Source organism: Collimonas sp. GW821-FHT07E08 (assembly GCF_059418905.1).
Genome location: NZ_JBWKQR010000002.1, coordinates 204,635 through 220,881 on the forward strand (window position 1 = coordinate 204,635; position 16,247 = coordinate 220,881).

A 16,247-nucleotide genomic window follows, 5' to 3' on the forward strand; every position below is an offset into this window, starting at 1 on the left:
GCCCTTTGGCTACGGATTTTGCGGATCTGCCGGGCGTCGTCACTTTTATGGAGATGAAATGGCTACCAGCAGAACCGAACGCGATACCTTTGGCAAGATTGAAGTCCCGGACGAGCGGCTGTGGGGCGCCCAGACCCAGCGCAGCCTGCATCATTTCCATATCTCCAGCGAGCGCATGCCGCCCGAACTGATCGTGGCGCTGGCGGCGGTCAAGCAAGCTTGCGCGCAAGTCAACCTGGACCTCGGCAAGCTGCCGAAAACCCAGGCTGCCGCCATCATCCAGGCGGCGCAAGAGGTCGTGGCGGGGCAGCATCCGGACGAATTTCCGCTGTCGGTGTGGCAGACCGGTTCCGGCACCCAGAGCAACATGAACATGAACGAGGTGCTGGCCAACCGCGCCTCGGAAATCCTGGGCGGCGTGCGCGGCGAAGCGCGCCTGGTGCACCCCAACGATGCGGTCAACCTGAGCCAATCCTCGAACGATATCTTTCCGACGGCGATGCATGTCGCCGCCGCTCTCGCCATCGCCAACAAGCTGCTGCCGTCGCTGCAAAAACTGCGCGCAACACTGCACAGGAAATCCGCGGATTTCGACGACATCGTCAAGATCGGGCGCACCCACCTGCAGGATGCGACGCCGCTGACGCTGGGCCAGGAATTCTCAGGTTATGTGGCGCAGCTGGATCATGCGGAAAAAATCATCAAGGCCGCGCTCGAACCTTTGTGCGACCTGGCAGCCGGCGGCACCGCGGTCGGCACCGGACTCAACGCACCCAGGGATTTCGGCAGCCGGGTTGCGGCGCAGCTGGCGAAAACTGAAAACCTGCCTTTCCGTACCGCCGACAACAAGTTTGCCGCGCTGGCCGCGCACGACGCCCTGGTTGCCGGCCACGGCGCCTTGAAAACCCTGGCCGCGGCCTTGATGAAAATCGCCAACGATGTGCGCTGGCTGGCATCGGGGCCGCGTTCCGGCCTGGGCGAGATCAGCATCCCGGAGAACGAGCCGGGCAGCTCGATCATGCCGGGCAAGGTCAACCCGACCCAGTGCGAAGCGCTGACCATGCTGTGCTGCCAGGTGTTCGGCAATGACGTGGCGATCAATTTCGGCGGCGCTTCCGGCAATTTCGAACTGAACGTATTCAAGCCCCTGATCGCCCATAATTTCCTGCAAAGCGTGCGCCTGCTGGCCGACGGCATGGCCAGTTTTGAAGAGCATTGCGCCGACGGTATCGCCGCCAACCGCGACCGCATCGCCGAACTGATGGAACGTTCGCTGATGCTGGTGACGGCGCTGGCGCCGCACATCGGTTACGACCGCGCGGCACAGATCGCCAAGCATGCGCACCACGACGGCAGCACGCTGAAGCAGGCGGCGCTGGCGTTGGGTTATGTGACAGAGCAGGAGTTTGCCGAATGGGTGCAGCCGGCAAAAATGACGTACCCGGAATAAACGTTTTGCCAGGGCAGCTGATGTCGGCCGTCCTCGGCAGCCGCAGGTTAAATCATGTTACATCGCACCAAACGTGCAGAGCATCCAATACAATGACGCCATAGGGACAATGTCGTTTTCGCAATAGAAAAACAATATTTGTTAAAATGACCCTCTGCTACTGTTGCCCTTGCCTATGCTCTTACTGGTTTTGCTGATCACACCCGACACGCCGCTGCCGTTGCCGGCCATGGGCTGCCGCGCATGATGAAATGCTTGCGCGCGCCCGCCGCTTGCTTGAAGCCCTATCTGTATGGCATGGTTTTTGGCGTGTTGTCCCTGAGCGCGGCCGGCGCCGGCGCCGCCTATCGGGTGGAAATCGAGGCTCCCGGCGACCTGAAGGCTTTGCTTGAGCAGCACCTCGACCTGTCGCGCTACAAGGACCGCCAGGACCTGAGCGAGGACCAGCTGAAGTTCCTGGTTGATACGGTCGATGAGCAGGTTACGCAGCTGACCTCGACCGAGGGTTATTTTTCGCCCAAGACCAGCGTCACGGTGGAACCGGGCGAGATCAAGACCGTCCGTTTGAAAGTCGATCCGCAGCAGCGCACCTTGGTGTCCGCCGCGACCGTCGGCGTCGTCGGCAGTGCCGCCGCCGAGATGCCTGAGCGGGTGCGCCAGATACAGCAGAACTGGGGCTTGCCTGCGGGCCAGCCTTTCCGCCAGGCAGACTGGGCCAAGGCCAAGGATGACGGTTTGCAGGTGTTGCTCAAGAAACGCTATCCGGCGGCCAAGGTCGCGCATTCGGAAGCGCGGATCACGCCGGAAGACAACGACGCTGAATTGTCCGTGCAGTACGACAGCGGCCCCGCGTTCACCCTGGGGGCGCTGCATATCACCGGCACCAAGCGCTACCCGGCCAGCATCATCGAGAACGTCAATCCCTTGCAGGTAGGAGAGGAGTACAGCGTCGACCGTTTGCTGCTGCTGCAGCGCCAGATCCAGAACACGCCATATTTCGGCAATGTGATCGTCAGCATCAATGACGATCCTGCGCAAGCGCTGGAATCGCCGGTGAATGTCCAGGTCACCGAATTCCAGACGCAGCGGATACGCACCGGGCTGGGTTACGCCTCTGACACCGGAGCGCAGGTGCAAGGCCGCTACACCAACTACAATGTGTTCGGCAAAGCCTGGGTGTTCGACGCCCAGACCAAGATCGAGCAGCGCCGCCAATACGGCGCGCTGGACCTGTCGATGCCGCCGGACAAGCGTAGCTTCGTCAACGGCGTCAACGGCTCGTACGACCGGACAACCCTGCAGGGCGTCGATTTGCGCAGCATGAAAATCGGCCTGAAGCGCGCCCGCTCGCTGGAAAACTACGATACCGCGCTGACCCTGGATTATTATCGCGACCGCCTGCAGCAGACCGATGGAGCGACCTTGCCGCCGAATACCGTGGTGCAGCCAGGCCAGCACCAGGCCCTGGTGCCCGGATTTGCCTGGGTCAGGCGCGCTGTCGACGATCCCATTTTCCCGCGCAGCGGCCATATCTTTTCGGTGCAGACCGGATTTGCCGTAAAGGGCTTGCTGACCGACCAGACATTCTTCCGGGCCGATGGCCGCTACAAGCATTATTTCCCGGTGGCGAAACGCGATGTGGTGATCCTGCGGACCGAGCTGGGCGGCGTGTTTACCGCCGGTTCCAGCGCCGCGGTGCCGGCCTCCTTGCTGTTCCGCGCCGGCGGCAATGAATCGGTGCGCGGCTATAGTTACGACAGTATCGGCAATGCGCAGAACGGCACCGTCTATCCGACCAAGTACATGGTGACCGGCAGCGCCGAATACCAGCACTGGCTGACCCAGCAATGGGGCGGCGCCGTGTTTTACGATATAGGCACCGCCACCGACAGCTGGGCCGACCGCGCTACCAAGGTCGGCACCGGCGTCGGCGTGCGTTACCGCAGCCCGGTCGGGACGGTGAATGTCGACCTTGCCTACGGCGTCCAGGCCAAGCAGTTCCGGCCGCATATTTCGCTGGGCATCGCCTTCTGATTTTTCCTTTCAAGATTGAACGCATGACCGAAGCCGCCATCTCCAAGGAATCAGCCAGCCCGCCGCCGAACCAGAGCGGCGGAGGCGGGGGCATGCGTCGGCTGTGGCGGATGCTTGCGGTTTTGTTGTTGCTGGCGCTGGTGCTGGCAGCCGCGCTGTTTTTCGGCCTCCGTTCCGAGTCCGGCGCCCGGGCCATGTGGCAATTGGCCACCTGGGTAATGCATGGCAATTTGTCCGGCCAGCTGGCCGGCGGCACGGTTGCGGACGGTTTGCAGCTGCGCAACGTGGTCTATCGCGACGCTACCCAGCAATACAAGATTGACCGGATCGACGCAAAGTGGCATTTGAACCTGTCGCCGCTCAAGCTGGATGTCGCTTACCTGCACGTAGGCAATGTCGATGCCAGGCTGGAGCCGACGCCGCCGGAACCAGCCATCATGCCGGCCAGCCTGGCGTTGCCGCTGCAACTGGCCCTCAATGATGTTTCCCTGGACAAGCTGTCTCTGCACCAAGGATTGAGCACGACTGAACTGAGCCGCCTGCAGCTGCACGGAGAATCCGACGGCACCCAGCATGACCTGGTGCTGGAACGGCTTGACACGCCGTACGGCAAGGCCAGCGCCAAACTCAGCCTGAACGGCGTGAAGCCGTTTGCGTTGAGCGGCGGGGCGAATTTGAGCGGCGAATACCAGAAAGAAAAATACCAGGTGGACGCGGTGTTGTCCGGCACCCTGGCGCTGCTGGACATAGGCTTGAATGCGCGCGGCGACAAACTGAGCGGAACCGCGAAGATTGCCGCGACGCCGTTTGCGCCCATCCCGTTCCAGCAGCTTGAATTGAACGCCGCCCACATCAATCCGAAACTGTTCAGCAGCGGCGCGCCGCAGGCCGACCTGAGCCTGCAGGTTGCGCTGAAGCCGGAGATGCCTGCTGCCGCTGCTACCGCGGCCGGCAGCGCGCCGGCTGTGGTGGACCTGGCGACGCTGACGGTGAGCGGACCGATACGCATCGCCAATGCCATGGCCGGCCCCCTGGACCAGGACCGCCTGCCGCTGGTCAGCGCCGGCGCCGAATTGCGGCTCGATACCCAGGTCCAGCAATTGTCGCGGCTGCAGCTGAAGCTGCTGAAAGACGCTAGCATCAGCGGCCAGGGCGAATACCATGGCGACGGCAAGAACAAGGGCAACGGTGAATTCAGTTTCGACGTTGCCGGCCTGGATCTGCAGGCGCTGCACGGCAAGTTGAAACCGACGCAGTTGCGCGGGCCGCTCAAGGTCAAGCTGACGCCGGAAAACCAGCAGGTCAGCCTGAACCTGGCCGACGCCAACTACAAGGCAAAACTGGAAACCGTGATCGACGCCAGGCAGATCGCCGTGAAAACGGCGCAGCTGGCAGCCGGGGCGGCGCACCTCGATGCCAGCGGCAGCCTGGAACGCGGCGCCGGAATGGCCTATGCGGTAAAAGGCAGCCTGCGCGATTTCAATCCCTTCCTCTGGATCGACAGCGCAGCTCCGGCGAAAAGTGCGGCCAAGGGCGCAGCAAAATCCGCCAGCGCTCCTAAAGCCAAGGCCGTGACGGCAAACATCAACATGGATATCGACGCCAGCGGCAACCTGGAGCCGGAACTGAAGGTGAAGCTCAAGTTCGCCATCCGCGACAGCCGCTACGACCAGTTGCCGATGACCGGCAGCGGCTTGCTCAACCTGGCCGGCGCGCGCTTGCTGCCTAGCGACGTTGCGCTGTCGGTGGCCGGCAACGAACTGCAGGCCAAGGGCAGCTTCGGCGCTGCCGGCGACCACCTGGTCCTGAAGCTTGATGCGCCGCAGCTGCAGGGCCTGGGCTTCGGCATTTCCGGCGCCGTACACCTGGACGGCCAGCTCAGCGGAACCTTGCAAAAGCCGAATGTGCAAGCCACGTACCGCGCCGAAAAACTGGCCTATGGCGAACATCGGGCGGATAGCCTGTCGGGGCAGGCCGATATACAGGCTGACCTGAACGCCAAGCTCAATTCCGCCGCCAACCGGCTGGCCCTCAGCGTGGAAGGCCGCGGCTTGCATAGCGCCGACATGGCGCTCGACAAGCTGAGCCTGAACCTGGCCGGCACGTATGGCGCCCATGCCCTGAAGCTGGACAGCAGCGGCACCTTGCGCGGCAAACCTTTGCACCTGACCTTGGCAGCGCAAGGCCAGCTGAACGAAAGCAAGGCCGGATACGGCTGGCAGGGCCAGCTCAGCGAATTGCAGAACCAAGGCACGCCGCGCATCAGCCTGGCGGCGCCGCTGGCGATCAGCGCCGAGGCCGGCCGCGTGGTGCTGGGGGCAAGCCGCTTGAATGTGGCCGATGCGCAGATCGACCTGAAAAATTTCAGCTACGACCATGGAAAAATCCGTTCGGCCGGCACCGTCAATGCGCTCAACGTAGCGACGATACTTGGCCTGGCGCATGAATTCGGCGGCCCCGAACTCCCTTTGAAGACGGACCTGGTGCTGGACAGCAGCTGGGATTTTTCGCTGGCGGAGACCGTCGGCGGTTACCTGCAGATCGTCCGCCGCAGCGGCGACCTGCGCGTCAATCCGGGACGCGGCGACGTCAGCCTCGGTTTGTCGGAGCTGAAGCTGCGGGCAGACCTGCAGGGCGGCCAGGTCAGGCTGGATAGCCGGCTGGCGGCTTCCAGGATAGGTACGCTGGATGCACAGCTGCAACTGGCCCTGCAGCATGGCGACAGCGGCTGGACTGCCAGCGACAGTTCGGCGTTGTCCGGCCAGGCCAGGTTGCAGGTGCCGCAATTGAAATCCATCGGTGCGCTGATCGGACCGCAGGTTGCGCTGGATGGCAGCCTGGCGCTGGACCTGAGCCTGGGCGGCCAGTTGGGCAAGCCGATGCTGTCAGGCAAGGTCGCCGGCGACCAGCTTGCCGTCACCCTGTTCGACCAGGGCATCAAGCTGAAGGACGGCACGGCGCGCCTGAACCTGGCTGACAACGTGGTCGAGCTGCAGCAGCTGGAATTCCACGGCGGCGACGGCACCATACGCGCTACCGGCCGGCTCCAGCTCGGCCATGACAATCCTGACCTGACTGCCAATGTGGTCGCCGATCGCCTGCAGCTGTTCGCCAGCCCGGACCGCCAGCTGATGCTGTCGGGCCAGGCCAAGATCGCCAACGTCAAGGAGCAGCTGCACGTCGACGGTAAGTTCACGGTCGACAAGGCGTTGTTCGACCTGCCGAAGAGCAGCGCGCCGGTGCTGGGCGACGATGTGGTCATCGTGCGCAAGGAAGTGAAGGCGCGCGCCACGCCGCTGACCGAGCAGGAACGCCTGGCCAAGGCGGCGCAGAAACCGGCCGGCGGCGCTACGCCGGTGATGAACGTGGAAGTCGATTTCGGCAGCGATTTCCGCTTCCGCGGCAGCGGCGCCGATTTGCTGTTGCGCGGCGCCATGCAGGTCCGCAGCGAGCCTTACCAGCCGTTGCGCGCTACCGGCACGATCCGTGTCGCGAGCGGCAGCTACGAAGTGTTTGGCCGCAAGCTGGCGATCGAGCGCGGGCTGATCAATTTCCAGGGGCCGATCGACAATCCGAATATCAACATCCTTGCCATGAAGCGCAACCAGGAAGTCGAAGCGGGCGCCGAGATCACCGGCAATCCAAGCAACCTGCGGGTCAAGCTGGTATCGGAGCCGAACGTGTCGGATGAAGAAAAACTCTCCTGGCTGATGTTCGGCCACGGCAGCGACAGTTCTGCGCTGGGCCAGCGCCAGGCCGCCGGCCAGGCGCTGGCGCTGCTGGGAAATTATGGCGGCAAGAAGATTGCCCAAGGCATCGGGTTCGACGAATTTTCGATCGGCTCCAGCGACTCCGGCATCGAAAACGAGCAGGTGGTCAGTCTGGGCAAAGTCATCACCGAGAAAATCAACCTGGGTTACGAACAGAGCCTGACCAGCGCCGCCAGCATCCTGAAACTGACCTGGCAATTTTCGCGGCGCTGGTCGATGGTGATGCGCGGCGGCACCATCAACGGCCTGGAAGTCCTGTACAACCTGCGCTTCGATTAATCCTGGCGATCAGGCGCGGCGGCCCGACAGTTCAGCGCCGGCGTCGGGCTGCAGTTTCAAGGCAAACGGCAGCGAAGCCAGGGCGACCAGCGCGATCAGCAGGAAGGCCGGCCAGAAATCGGCGCTGACGATGGTGGCGTGGCCCTGCACCTGGTTCGATACCTGCAATGCGAAACCGCCGACCGTCACGCCCAGGCCGATCGCCAGTTGCTGGGCGACGCTGGTCAGGCTGGTGGCCTGGCTCATCTGGCGCTGGTCGATCTCGGCGTAGGCAATCGCATTCAGGCTGGTGAACTGCATCGACCGCACGCAGCCGCCCAGCAGCAGCATGAGGATGATGAAGATATGCGGCGAATCCGCTTTCAGCACGCCGAACGCCGCCATCGACAGCGCGCCAAGCAGCGTGTTGTAAACCAGCACGCTCCTGAAGCCGAATTTTTTCAGCACGGCGGTGGTCATGGTCTTGACGAAAATCGCGCCGGCGGCCGAAGCGCAGGTCAGCAGGCCGGACTGGAACGGCGTCAGGCCGAAGCCCAGCTGGAACAGCAGCGGCAGCAGGAACGGCAAGGCGCCCACGCCGATGCGGAACAGCGAGCCGCCGAAGACGTTCATGCGCAGCGTCGGGATCCGCAGCAGCCGCAGGTTGATCAGCGGATGCGGGGTGCGGAAGGCATGCCATACGTACGCCAGCAAGCTCACGGTGCCGGCTGCCACGCAGGCCAGCGAGACATCGCCGGCCACCAGGTGCCGGCCGGCGCTGGCCAGGCCGAACATCAGCGTCGAACAGCCGATCGCCGACAGCAGGAAACCGATCCAGTCGAGCGGTACGGTATCATCGCTGCGCAGGTTCTCGATATAGCGGGTAGCAAGGTAGATGCCGAGGATGCTGATCGGGACATTGATGAAGAAGATCCAGCGCCAATGGAAATAGGTGGTGATGAAACCGCCCAGCGGCGGCCCGATCACCGGCCCCAGCAAAGCCGGGATGGTCAGGTAGCTGAGCGCGCGCACCAGTTCCGCCTTGGAGGTGGTGCGCAGGATGACCAGCCGCCCGACCGGCACCATCATGGCGCCGCCCACGCCTTGCAGGAAACGGGCAGCGACAAATTCCGCCAGCGTGTTCGACATGCCGCACAGGATCGAACCGAGCATGAATACGCCGATGGCGCTGCGGAACACCGTGCGGGCGCCAAAGCGGTCGGCCATCCAGCCGCTGATCGGTATGAATACCGCCAGGCTGACCAGGTAGGACGTCATCGCCAGCTTGAGCGCGATCGGGCTTTCTCCCATGTCGTGCGCCATCATCGGTAGAGAAGTGGCGATCACGGTGGAGTCCATGTTTTCCATGAACAGGGCGCAAGCTACGATCAGTGGCGTGAGGAAGACGCGGGATATGGGCATGAAGGGGGAGGCTGGCAGGGCGGGGAAAAAGCCCAGCCTGCCCTGCTTAAAAGAGGATAATTATAGTGTTTTTGACAATTTTTTGCCGTTCAGATAGTATGCGATCTCCATCTGTTACCTTGGCCGCCTGCCGCTTTTCACAAAAACCATGACCAACACGCTTTCCGCGCCAATCGAGTGTTTTGCCCTGCTGGATGACCGCAGCGCCATTTCTGCGCAATCGCATTCTTCGCGACTATACACCGGCCACGTGCGCACCCTGTCATGTTTTGATGCGAACCGGTTGCCAGAGTTGATCGAACAGATGCAGCAAGCCTTGCGCGACGGTTTGCACGCGGTGACATTGTTCACCTATGAACTTGGGATCGGGCTGCAGCATGTCGCGCTGCCGCGGCCGCCGGCAGCGGGGCCGCGGCCTTTGGCGCAAATCCTGCTGTTTTCCCGTTGCGAGCGCTTGAACGATGCCGACGTAGACGCCTGGCTGGCGCAGCGCCAGGCTGCGGAACACGGTGCTGCTGAAGCCGGCGCCGGCGTCGCCAATCTCCATCCGAATGTCGACGCCGCGCAATTCGCCGCCGCCATCGCCAAGATCCACGCCTACATCGAAGCCGGCCACACCTACCAGGTCAACTATACCTACCGCTTGCGTTTCGATGTCTACGGCAGCCCCGTCACCCTGTATCGCCAGCTCAGGCAACGCCAGCCGGTGCCTTACGGCAGCCTGATCCTGCTGGAGGACGGTGCGGCGGTCCTGTCGCTGTCGCCGGAGCTGTTCGTACGCCATGCGGCCGGCGTGCTGACCACGCGGCCGATGAAAGGCACCGCCGCCGCCAGCGGCGACGCCGGCCAGGATGCCCTGGCCGCCAAGGCGCTCGCCGCGGATCCCAAGAACCGAGCGGAAAACCTGATGATCGTCGACTTGCTGCGCAACGACCTGGGACGCATCGCCGTCCTCGGCTCGGTGCGCGTGCCGCAATTGTTCGAGGTGACCCGCTTCAACACTGTGCTGCAAATGACATCCACCGTGCAGGCGCAGGTGCGCGACGATATCAGCCTCAGCGCCGTGATCCAGGCGCTGTACCCGTGCGGATCGATAACCGGCGCACCCAAGCACCGCACCATGCAAATCATCAATGAGCTGGAACCGGAACCGCGCGGCCTGTATACCGGTGCGATCGGATGGTTCGATGTGGAGCAGCCGGGCCGCCGGTTCGGCGATTTCTGCCTGTCGGTGCCGATCAGGACTTTATGGCTGCAGCCAGCCGCGCCGGACGGCTTGCATGGCGCCAGCATACGCCACGGCGAAATGGGCGTCGGCGCCGGCATCGTGCACGACAGTGTAGCGGCAGAAGAATATGCCGAATGCGCATTGAAAGCCAAATTCCTGACTGGCATGGTCGGCGATTTTTCCTTGTTTGAAACCATGTACGCCACCGCTGCGGACGGTTGCCGCCACCTGGACCTGCATTTGCAGCGCTTGCGGGCATCGGCTGCCTACTTTGGTTTTCCTTACGACGAAAACACCCTGCGGGAGAGTTTGCGGGCACATTGCGCCAACTTGCCTGCCGGCGCACCCCAACGCCTGCGCCTGACCTTGTCGGCAGATGGCAGCTGCAGCCTGCACAGCGCGGAACTGGGGACGCTTGAAATCCCGGTCGGCCTGTTGATCGCGCCGGCGCGGGTGCAGTCCGGCGACCTGTTCCTGCGGCATAAAACCACGATACGGCAACGCTACGACCAGGCTTGGCAACAGGCGCAGCAACTGGGGGCTTTCGACATGCTGTTCTTTAATGGCGAGGGCGAGTTGACCGAAGGCGGCCGCAGCAGTGTGTTTGTCAAGCTGGACGGGCGCTGGTACACGCCGCCGCTGCGGGCGGGATTGCTGCCCGGAGTGATGCGCAGCGTGGTGTTGGACGATCCGGCGTGGAACGCCAGCGAACGCAGCCTGGACCTGGAAGATTTGCTGGCCGCCGAACAGATCATGGTGTGCAACGCCTTGCGCGGAACCATGCCGGCGACGCTGCTGCAAATCGTGTAGCAGGCTGGTCAGAACGCGATGATCACGACCGATCCGGCCACGATCAGCGAACCGCCGATCGCTACCGGCCAGGTCAGCTGTTCGCCGGCGAACAGCAAGCCGAGCACGATGGCGAAGGCTACGCTCAGTTTGTCGATAGGCGCGACCTTGGACACCGGGCCGATCTGCAGCGCATGGTAGTAGCACAGCCAGGACAGGCCGGTGGCGATGGCCGACAGCACCAGGAATAGCCAGTTGGACGAGCTGACCAGCGTCGGTTTCTGCCATTCGCCGCGCAAGCTGACGATGCCGGCGATCACGAACAGGATGATGACGGTGCGGATGAAGGTGGCGAAGTTGGAGTTCATGCCGGCGACGCCGAACTTGCCGAAGATCGCCGTGAGGCCGGCGAAGAATGCAGAGCCAAGAGCAAATACCTGCCAGCTGGAGCCGAAATTCATTTTTTTCCCCTGATATCGAATAAGACTTGACCGACAGGATTCAAGTCAACGCTATTTTGCCCCGGATCTCATTTGGCTGCAGGTTTGCCCGCGGCCGTGACATCGCGATCGTTGAGCATCGCGTTGTCAGGCAGCTCGGCCTGGTTCCAGCCGCCGCCCAGCGCCTTGATCAGCTGCACGCTTGCCGCAAAGCGCCGGTTCCGGATATTCAGCGCCGACAGGTCGGCGTTGAATGCGGTCGCCTGCGCCGTCACCACGCTGGTGTAGTTGACGGTGCCTGCCTTGTACTGGTTCAAGATCAGTTCCAGCGCATGATGCGCGAACTGGACTGTCTCGGCCTGGACCGCAGCCTCCTGTTCCAGGATGCGCAAGGCCGCCAGGTTGTCTTCGACTTCCTGGAAGCTGGTCAGCACCGCCTGCTTGTACGCTGCAACGCTGGCGTCGTAGGCGGCGATCGCCTGGTCGCTTTGCGCACGCCGCGCGCCGCCGTCGAACAGGGTGGCCGCCAGCGCCGGCCCGAGCGACCAGATGCGGTTAGGAACCGTCAGCCAGTTGGCGAAGCTGTTGCTTTGGAAGCCGCCCGAAGCCGACAAGGTCAGATTCGGGAAATACGCCGCCTTGGCCACGCCGATCTTGGCGTTGGCCGATGCCGCCAGCCGTTCCGCCGAGCTGACATCGGGGCGGCGCTCCAGCAGCGAGGATGGCACGCCGACCGGGATCGACGGCAGCACCGCTATCAGCGGCGCCGGCGCAATCGAGAAGGTAGAGGCTGCCTGTCCGGTCAGCAGGGCAATCGCATGTTCCAGCTGGGAGCGCGATACGCCATTGTCCAGCGCTTGCGCCTGCGCGCCCTTGAGCTGGGTCTGGGCCTGGATCACGTCTGAGCGGGCGACCACGCCGACCGCATACTGGTTCTGCGTCAGCTGCAGCGATTTCTGGTAAGCCGCTACCGTGTCGTCGAGCAAGGTCTGCTGCATGTCGAGCACCCGCAGCTGCAGGTAATTCTGGGCCAGCGTCGATTGGGCGCTGAGCCTGGCCACCTGCAGGTCGGCGGCGCTGGCCTGGGCCGATGCCTGGTTGGCTTCCACCGTGCGGCCGATGCGGCCCCACAGGTCGGGTTCCCAGCTGGCGCTCAGCCCGAGCGCATCGGTGGTGGTCACCGAGCCGCCGGAGCTGCTCAGGCTGCTGCTGCGTCCGCCGGAGCGGGTGGCCGAGACGTTGGCCGACACGGTCGGGAAGTAAGACGACCTGGCCGATTCCACCAAGGCTTTCGCTTGGCGGAACTGCGCTTCGGCTTGCGCCAGGTTCTGGTTGGAGATATTGACTTGCTCGACCAGTGCATTCAATTGCGGATCCTGGAAGATTTCCCACCACGTGCCATGCAGCTCCTGGTCTTGCGGGGTAGCTGTCTTCCAATCCTTCATTTCCTTGAAGGCGGCCGGCGCAACCGTGGCCGGCCTTACATAGTCCGGCCCGACGGCGCAGGCGCTCAGCAGCAGCGCCGCGGCTGCCGCCGCCAACAGGGTTTTATTGGTAGGTGCTTGTTTCATATTGGATCCGTTGATTATCGTTTTGCGTCGGCCATGATTTCCGTGTCGTGCTTATGCTTCGCTGGCGTCAGGCAGCGGCCTGCCGCCGCGCCGTTCCCATTTATCCTTGCTCCACAGGCGGAAGCGGTCCATGTACAGGTAGACCACCGGCGTCGTGTACAAGGTCAGCAGCTGGCTCATGATCAGGCCGCCGACAATCGCGATGCCCAGCGGCCGCCGGAGTTCGGCGCCGTCGCCGTGGCCCAGCGCCAGCGGCACCGCGCCGAGCATGGCCGCCATGGTGGTCATCATGATCGGCCGGAAACGCAGCTTGCAGGCTTCGAAAATCGAATCGCGCGGCGACAGTCCGCGGGTGCGCTCAACGTCAAGGGCGAAGTCGATCATCATGATGGCATTTTTCTTGACGATGCCGATCAGCAGGATCACTCCGATCAGGGCGATCAGGCTGAACTCGGTGCCGGTCGCCAGCAGGGCCAGCAGGGCGCCGACGCCGGCCGAAGGCAGGGTCGAGAGGATGGTGATCGGATGGACGTAGCTTTCATACAGGACCCCGAGCACGATGTACACCGCCAGCAGCGCCGTCAGGATCAGCAGCGGCTGGCTGCTCAGGGATGACTGGAACAGGTTGGCGCTGCCCTGGAAGCTGCCGTGCACCGAGGTCGGCACGCCGATCCGGGCCATGGCGTCGTTGATTGCCAAGGTGGCGTCGGACAGCGAACCGCCGACCGGCAGGTTGAAGGAAATGGTCGAGGCGATGAACTGGCTCTGGTGGTTGACGCCGAGCGAGGTGTTGGTGGGCTGGAAGCTGGAGAACGCCGCCAGCGGCATCTGCTGTTCCGCCGTGGTCGACAAGGTCAGCGCCAGCGATGAATTGGACGCCAGCTTGCCGCCCGCCGTCAGCGCCGGCGGCGTGCCGAGGGCGGAGGTGGTGGGCGACAGGTTGGCCGTGCTGGAAGGAATGCTGACGTAGGTGTCGTGCAGGATTTGCGGGCTCTGCCAATACTGCGGTGCTGCTTCCATCACCACGTGGTACTGGTTCATGCCGCTGTAGATGGTCGATACCTGGCGCTGGCCGAACAGGTCGTTCAGGGTCGAATCGATCAGCTGCGGCGTGACGCCGCTGCGGATGGCGGTTTCGCGGTCGATGGTCAGGGTGGTCTGCAAGCCTTTGTCCTGCTGGTCGGTGCTGACGTCGGCCAGCTGCGGCAAGGCGCTGAACGCCTCGCGGATCTTCGGCTCCCAGGTGCGCAGTTCGTTCAGGTCGTCAGACTGCAGGGTGTACTGGTACTGGCCGTCGCTGGAGCGGCCGCCGACCCGGATATCCTGCACCGACTGCATGAACAGGTTGGCGCCGGCAATATGGCTGAGCTTGCCGCGCAGCCGGGCGATCACCTGGTCTGCGGTCAGCTTGCGCTGCGTCAGCGGCTTCAGCGTGATGAACATCTGGCCGCGGTTGCTCTGGCCGCCGCCGGTGAATGCGATCACGCTCTGCACGTCGGGATCCTTGCGGACGATTTCGACAAACTGGTTCAGTTTGGTGCTCATCGACTGGAACGAAATCGACTGGTCGCCCTGGATGCCGCCGATCACCAGGCCGGTATCCTGCTGCGGGAAAAATCCCTTGGGAATCGCCGTGTACAGATATACGTTGAGCACGATGGTGCCGAACAGGATCAGCATCATCAAGGGCGCAAACCGCAGGGCCCACGCCAGCGAACGTTCGTAGCCGCGCAGCATGGCGTCGAAGGCGCGTTCGGTGGCGGTGAAGAAACGTCCCTGCTTGCGGTCCGGTTCGTGTTTCAGCAGGCGCGCGCACATCATCGGCGTGGTGGTCAGCGACACCACCAGCGAAACCAGGATCGCGACCGACAAGGTGACGGCAAATTCGCGGAACAGGCGGCCGACGATGCCGCCCATCAGCAGGATAGGGATGAATACCGCGATCAGGGAAATGCTCATCGACATCACGGTAAAGCCGACCTCCTTGGCGCCCTTCAACGCCGCGGCGAACGGTTTCATGCCGTCTTCGATATGGCGCGAGACGTTTTCCAGGACTACGATCGCATCGTCCACCACGAAGCCGGTGGCGATCGTCAGCGCCATCAGGGACAGGTTGTCGAGGCTGTAGCCGAGCAGGTACATGACGCCGAACGTGCCGATCAGCGAAATCGGCACCGCGACCGCCGGGATCAGCGTGGCGCGGCCGTTGCGCAGGAACAGGAACACCACCATGATCACCAGCGCGATCGACATCAGCAGGGTGTTTTCGGTCTCGCGCAAGGAGGCGCGGATGGTCGGCGTCCGGTCCATGGCGACATCGAGGTTGATGGCAGCCGGGATCGAGGCGCGCAGCTGCGGCAGCAGGGCCCGCACTTCATCCACCGTTTCGATGATGTTGGCGCCGGGCTGGCGGCTCAGGATCACCAGCACCGACGGCTTGCCGTTGGCTGATCCGGAGTTGCGCAGGTTGGCGACCGAGTCGACCACCGTGGCGACATCGCTGACGCGCACCGGCGCACCGTTGCGGTAGGAAACGATCAGCGGCATGTATTCGGCGGCGGTCTTGGCCTGGTCGTTGGCGTAAATCTGCCAGTTCTTGTCGCCGTCTTCCAGCATGCCCTTGGGGCGGTTGGCGTTGGTGGCCGCGATCGCGGTGCGGACGTCGGCCGTGCCTATGCCGTATTTGTTGAGCGCGGTCGGATTCAGCTCGACCCGCACCGCCGGCTGCGAGCTGCCGCCGACGCTGACCTGGCCGATGCCTTTCACCTGCGACAGCTTTTGCGCCAGGATGGTGTCGGCGGCATCGTACATCTGGCCTTGCGTCATGCTGTCCGAAGTCAGCGCCAGGATCATCACGGGCGCATCGGCCGGATTCACCTTGCGATAGCTCGGATTGCTGGGCAAGCCGGTCGGCAGCAGGTTGCGCGCCGCATTCAAGGCAGCCTGGACGTCGCGCGCCGCGCCGTCGATGTCGCGGCTGAGGTCGAACTGCAGGGTGATGCGGGTCGAACTGAGCGAACTCGACGAAGTCATTTCAGTGATGCCGGCGATCGATCCCAGTGCGCGCTCCAGCGGCGTGGCCACGGTGGCGGCCATGGTTTCCGGGCTGGCGCCTGGCAATGAGGCGGAGACCGAGATCGTCGGAAAATCCACCTGCGGCAACGGCGACACAGGCAGCAGCCGGAACGCCACCATGCCGGCCAGGGCGATGCCGATGGTCAGCAGGGTGGTGGCGATCGGCCGTTGGATAAAGGGGCGCGAGATATTCATGCTGTCTTGGCTTCC

8 protein-coding genes are annotated in these 16,247 nt (G+C 63.4%); 4 read left to right on the plus strand and 4 right to left on the minus strand.

Features of this window, described 5'->3' with window-relative positions:
- Window positions 1-58 precede the first annotated feature (58 nt).
- The 3 genes from fumC (at window position 59) to AC07RZ_RS03505 (ending at window position 7,533) form a co-directional block, all read left to right on the plus strand.
- Window positions 59-1,450 carry a class II fumarate hydratase gene (fumC, locus tag AC07RZ_RS03495; RefSeq protein ID WP_494666912.1) on the plus strand — a complete coding sequence of 464 codons (1,392 nt, stop codon included), beginning with the start codon at window positions 59-61 and terminating at the stop codon, window positions 1,448-1,450.
- 243 nt (window positions 1,451-1,693) lie between these two features.
- Window positions 1,694-3,484: an autotransporter assembly complex protein TamA gene (locus AC07RZ_RS03500; RefSeq protein ID WP_494666913.1), complete on the plus strand. Its 1,791-nt coding sequence runs from the start codon at window positions 1,694-1,696 to the stop codon at window positions 3,482-3,484.
- A gap of 23 nt (window positions 3,485-3,507) precedes the next feature.
- Window positions 3,508-7,533: a translocation/assembly module TamB domain-containing protein gene (locus tag AC07RZ_RS03505; RefSeq protein ID WP_494666914.1), complete on the plus strand. Its 4,026-nt coding sequence runs from the start codon at window positions 3,508-3,510 to the stop codon at window positions 7,531-7,533.
- Window positions 7,534-7,542: 9 nt separating this feature from the next.
- On the opposite strand, the gene AC07RZ_RS03510 is transcribed toward AC07RZ_RS03505, so the two are convergent.
- Window positions 7,543-8,934: an MFS transporter gene (locus tag AC07RZ_RS03510; protein ID WP_144738716.1), complete on the minus strand. Its 1,392-nt coding sequence runs from the start codon at window positions 8,932-8,934 to the stop codon at window positions 7,543-7,545.
- Window positions 8,935-9,082: 148 nt separating this feature from the next.
- Between AC07RZ_RS03510 and pabB the strand changes: the two genes are divergently transcribed.
- The gene (gene pabB / locus AC07RZ_RS03515; protein ID WP_494666915.1) at window positions 9,083-10,972 is read left to right on the plus strand and encodes an aminodeoxychorismate synthase component I; all 1,890 of its coding nucleotides are present in this window, start codon (window positions 9,083-9,085) and stop codon (window positions 10,970-10,972) included.
- Window positions 10,973-10,980: 8 nt separating this feature from the next.
- On the opposite strand, the gene AC07RZ_RS03520 is transcribed toward pabB, so the two are convergent.
- The 3 genes from AC07RZ_RS03520 to AC07RZ_RS03530 all read right to left on the minus strand — a co-directional run bounded on the left by AC07RZ_RS03520 (window position 10,981) and on the right by AC07RZ_RS03530 (window position 16,232).
- Window positions 10,981-11,412: an EamA family transporter gene (locus tag AC07RZ_RS03520; protein WP_092396201.1), complete on the minus strand. Its 432-nt coding sequence runs from the start codon at window positions 11,410-11,412 to the stop codon at window positions 10,981-10,983.
- A 68-nt stretch (window positions 11,413-11,480) separates the two neighbouring features.
- On the minus strand, window positions 11,481-12,962 hold the full coding sequence (locus AC07RZ_RS03525; RefSeq protein ID WP_494666916.1) for an efflux transporter outer membrane subunit: 1,482 nt from the start codon (window positions 12,960-12,962) through the stop codon (window positions 11,481-11,483).
- Between the two features lie 51 nt (window positions 12,963-13,013).
- Window positions 13,014-16,232, minus strand: a complete 3,219-nt coding sequence (locus AC07RZ_RS03530) for an efflux RND transporter permease subunit (protein WP_494666917.1) — start codon at window positions 16,230-16,232, stop codon at window positions 13,014-13,016.
- Window positions 16,233-16,247 lie beyond the last annotated feature (15 nt).

What these genes read in the sequence shown, in the direction of transcription:
- AC07RZ_RS03525 (WP_494666916.1), bottom strand. Translation starts at nt 12,962, where the DNA reads ATGAAACAAGCACCTACCAATAAAACCCTGTTGGCGGCGGCAGCCGCG.
- AC07RZ_RS03500 (WP_494666913.1), top strand. Translation starts at nt 1,694, where the DNA reads ATGATGAAATGCTTGCGCGCGCCCGCCGCTTGCTTGAAGCCCTATCTG.
- AC07RZ_RS03530 (WP_494666917.1), bottom strand. Translation starts at nt 16,232, where the DNA reads ATGAATATCTCGCGCCCCTTTATCCAACGGCCGATCGCCACCACCCTG.
- fumC (WP_494666912.1), top strand. Translation starts at nt 59, where the DNA reads ATGGCTACCAGCAGAACCGAACGCGATACCTTTGGCAAGATTGAAGTC.
- AC07RZ_RS03510 (WP_144738716.1), bottom strand. Translation starts at nt 8,934, where the DNA reads ATGCCCATATCCCGCGTCTTCCTCACGCCACTGATCGTAGCTTGCGCC.
- AC07RZ_RS03505 (WP_494666914.1), top strand. Translation starts at nt 3,508, where the DNA reads ATGACCGAAGCCGCCATCTCCAAGGAATCAGCCAGCCCGCCGCCGAAC.
- pabB (WP_494666915.1), top strand. Translation starts at nt 9,083, where the DNA reads ATGACCAACACGCTTTCCGCGCCAATCGAGTGTTTTGCCCTGCTGGAT.
- AC07RZ_RS03520 (WP_092396201.1), bottom strand. Translation starts at nt 11,412, where the DNA reads ATGAATTTCGGCTCCAGCTGGCAGGTATTTGCTCTTGGCTCTGCATTC.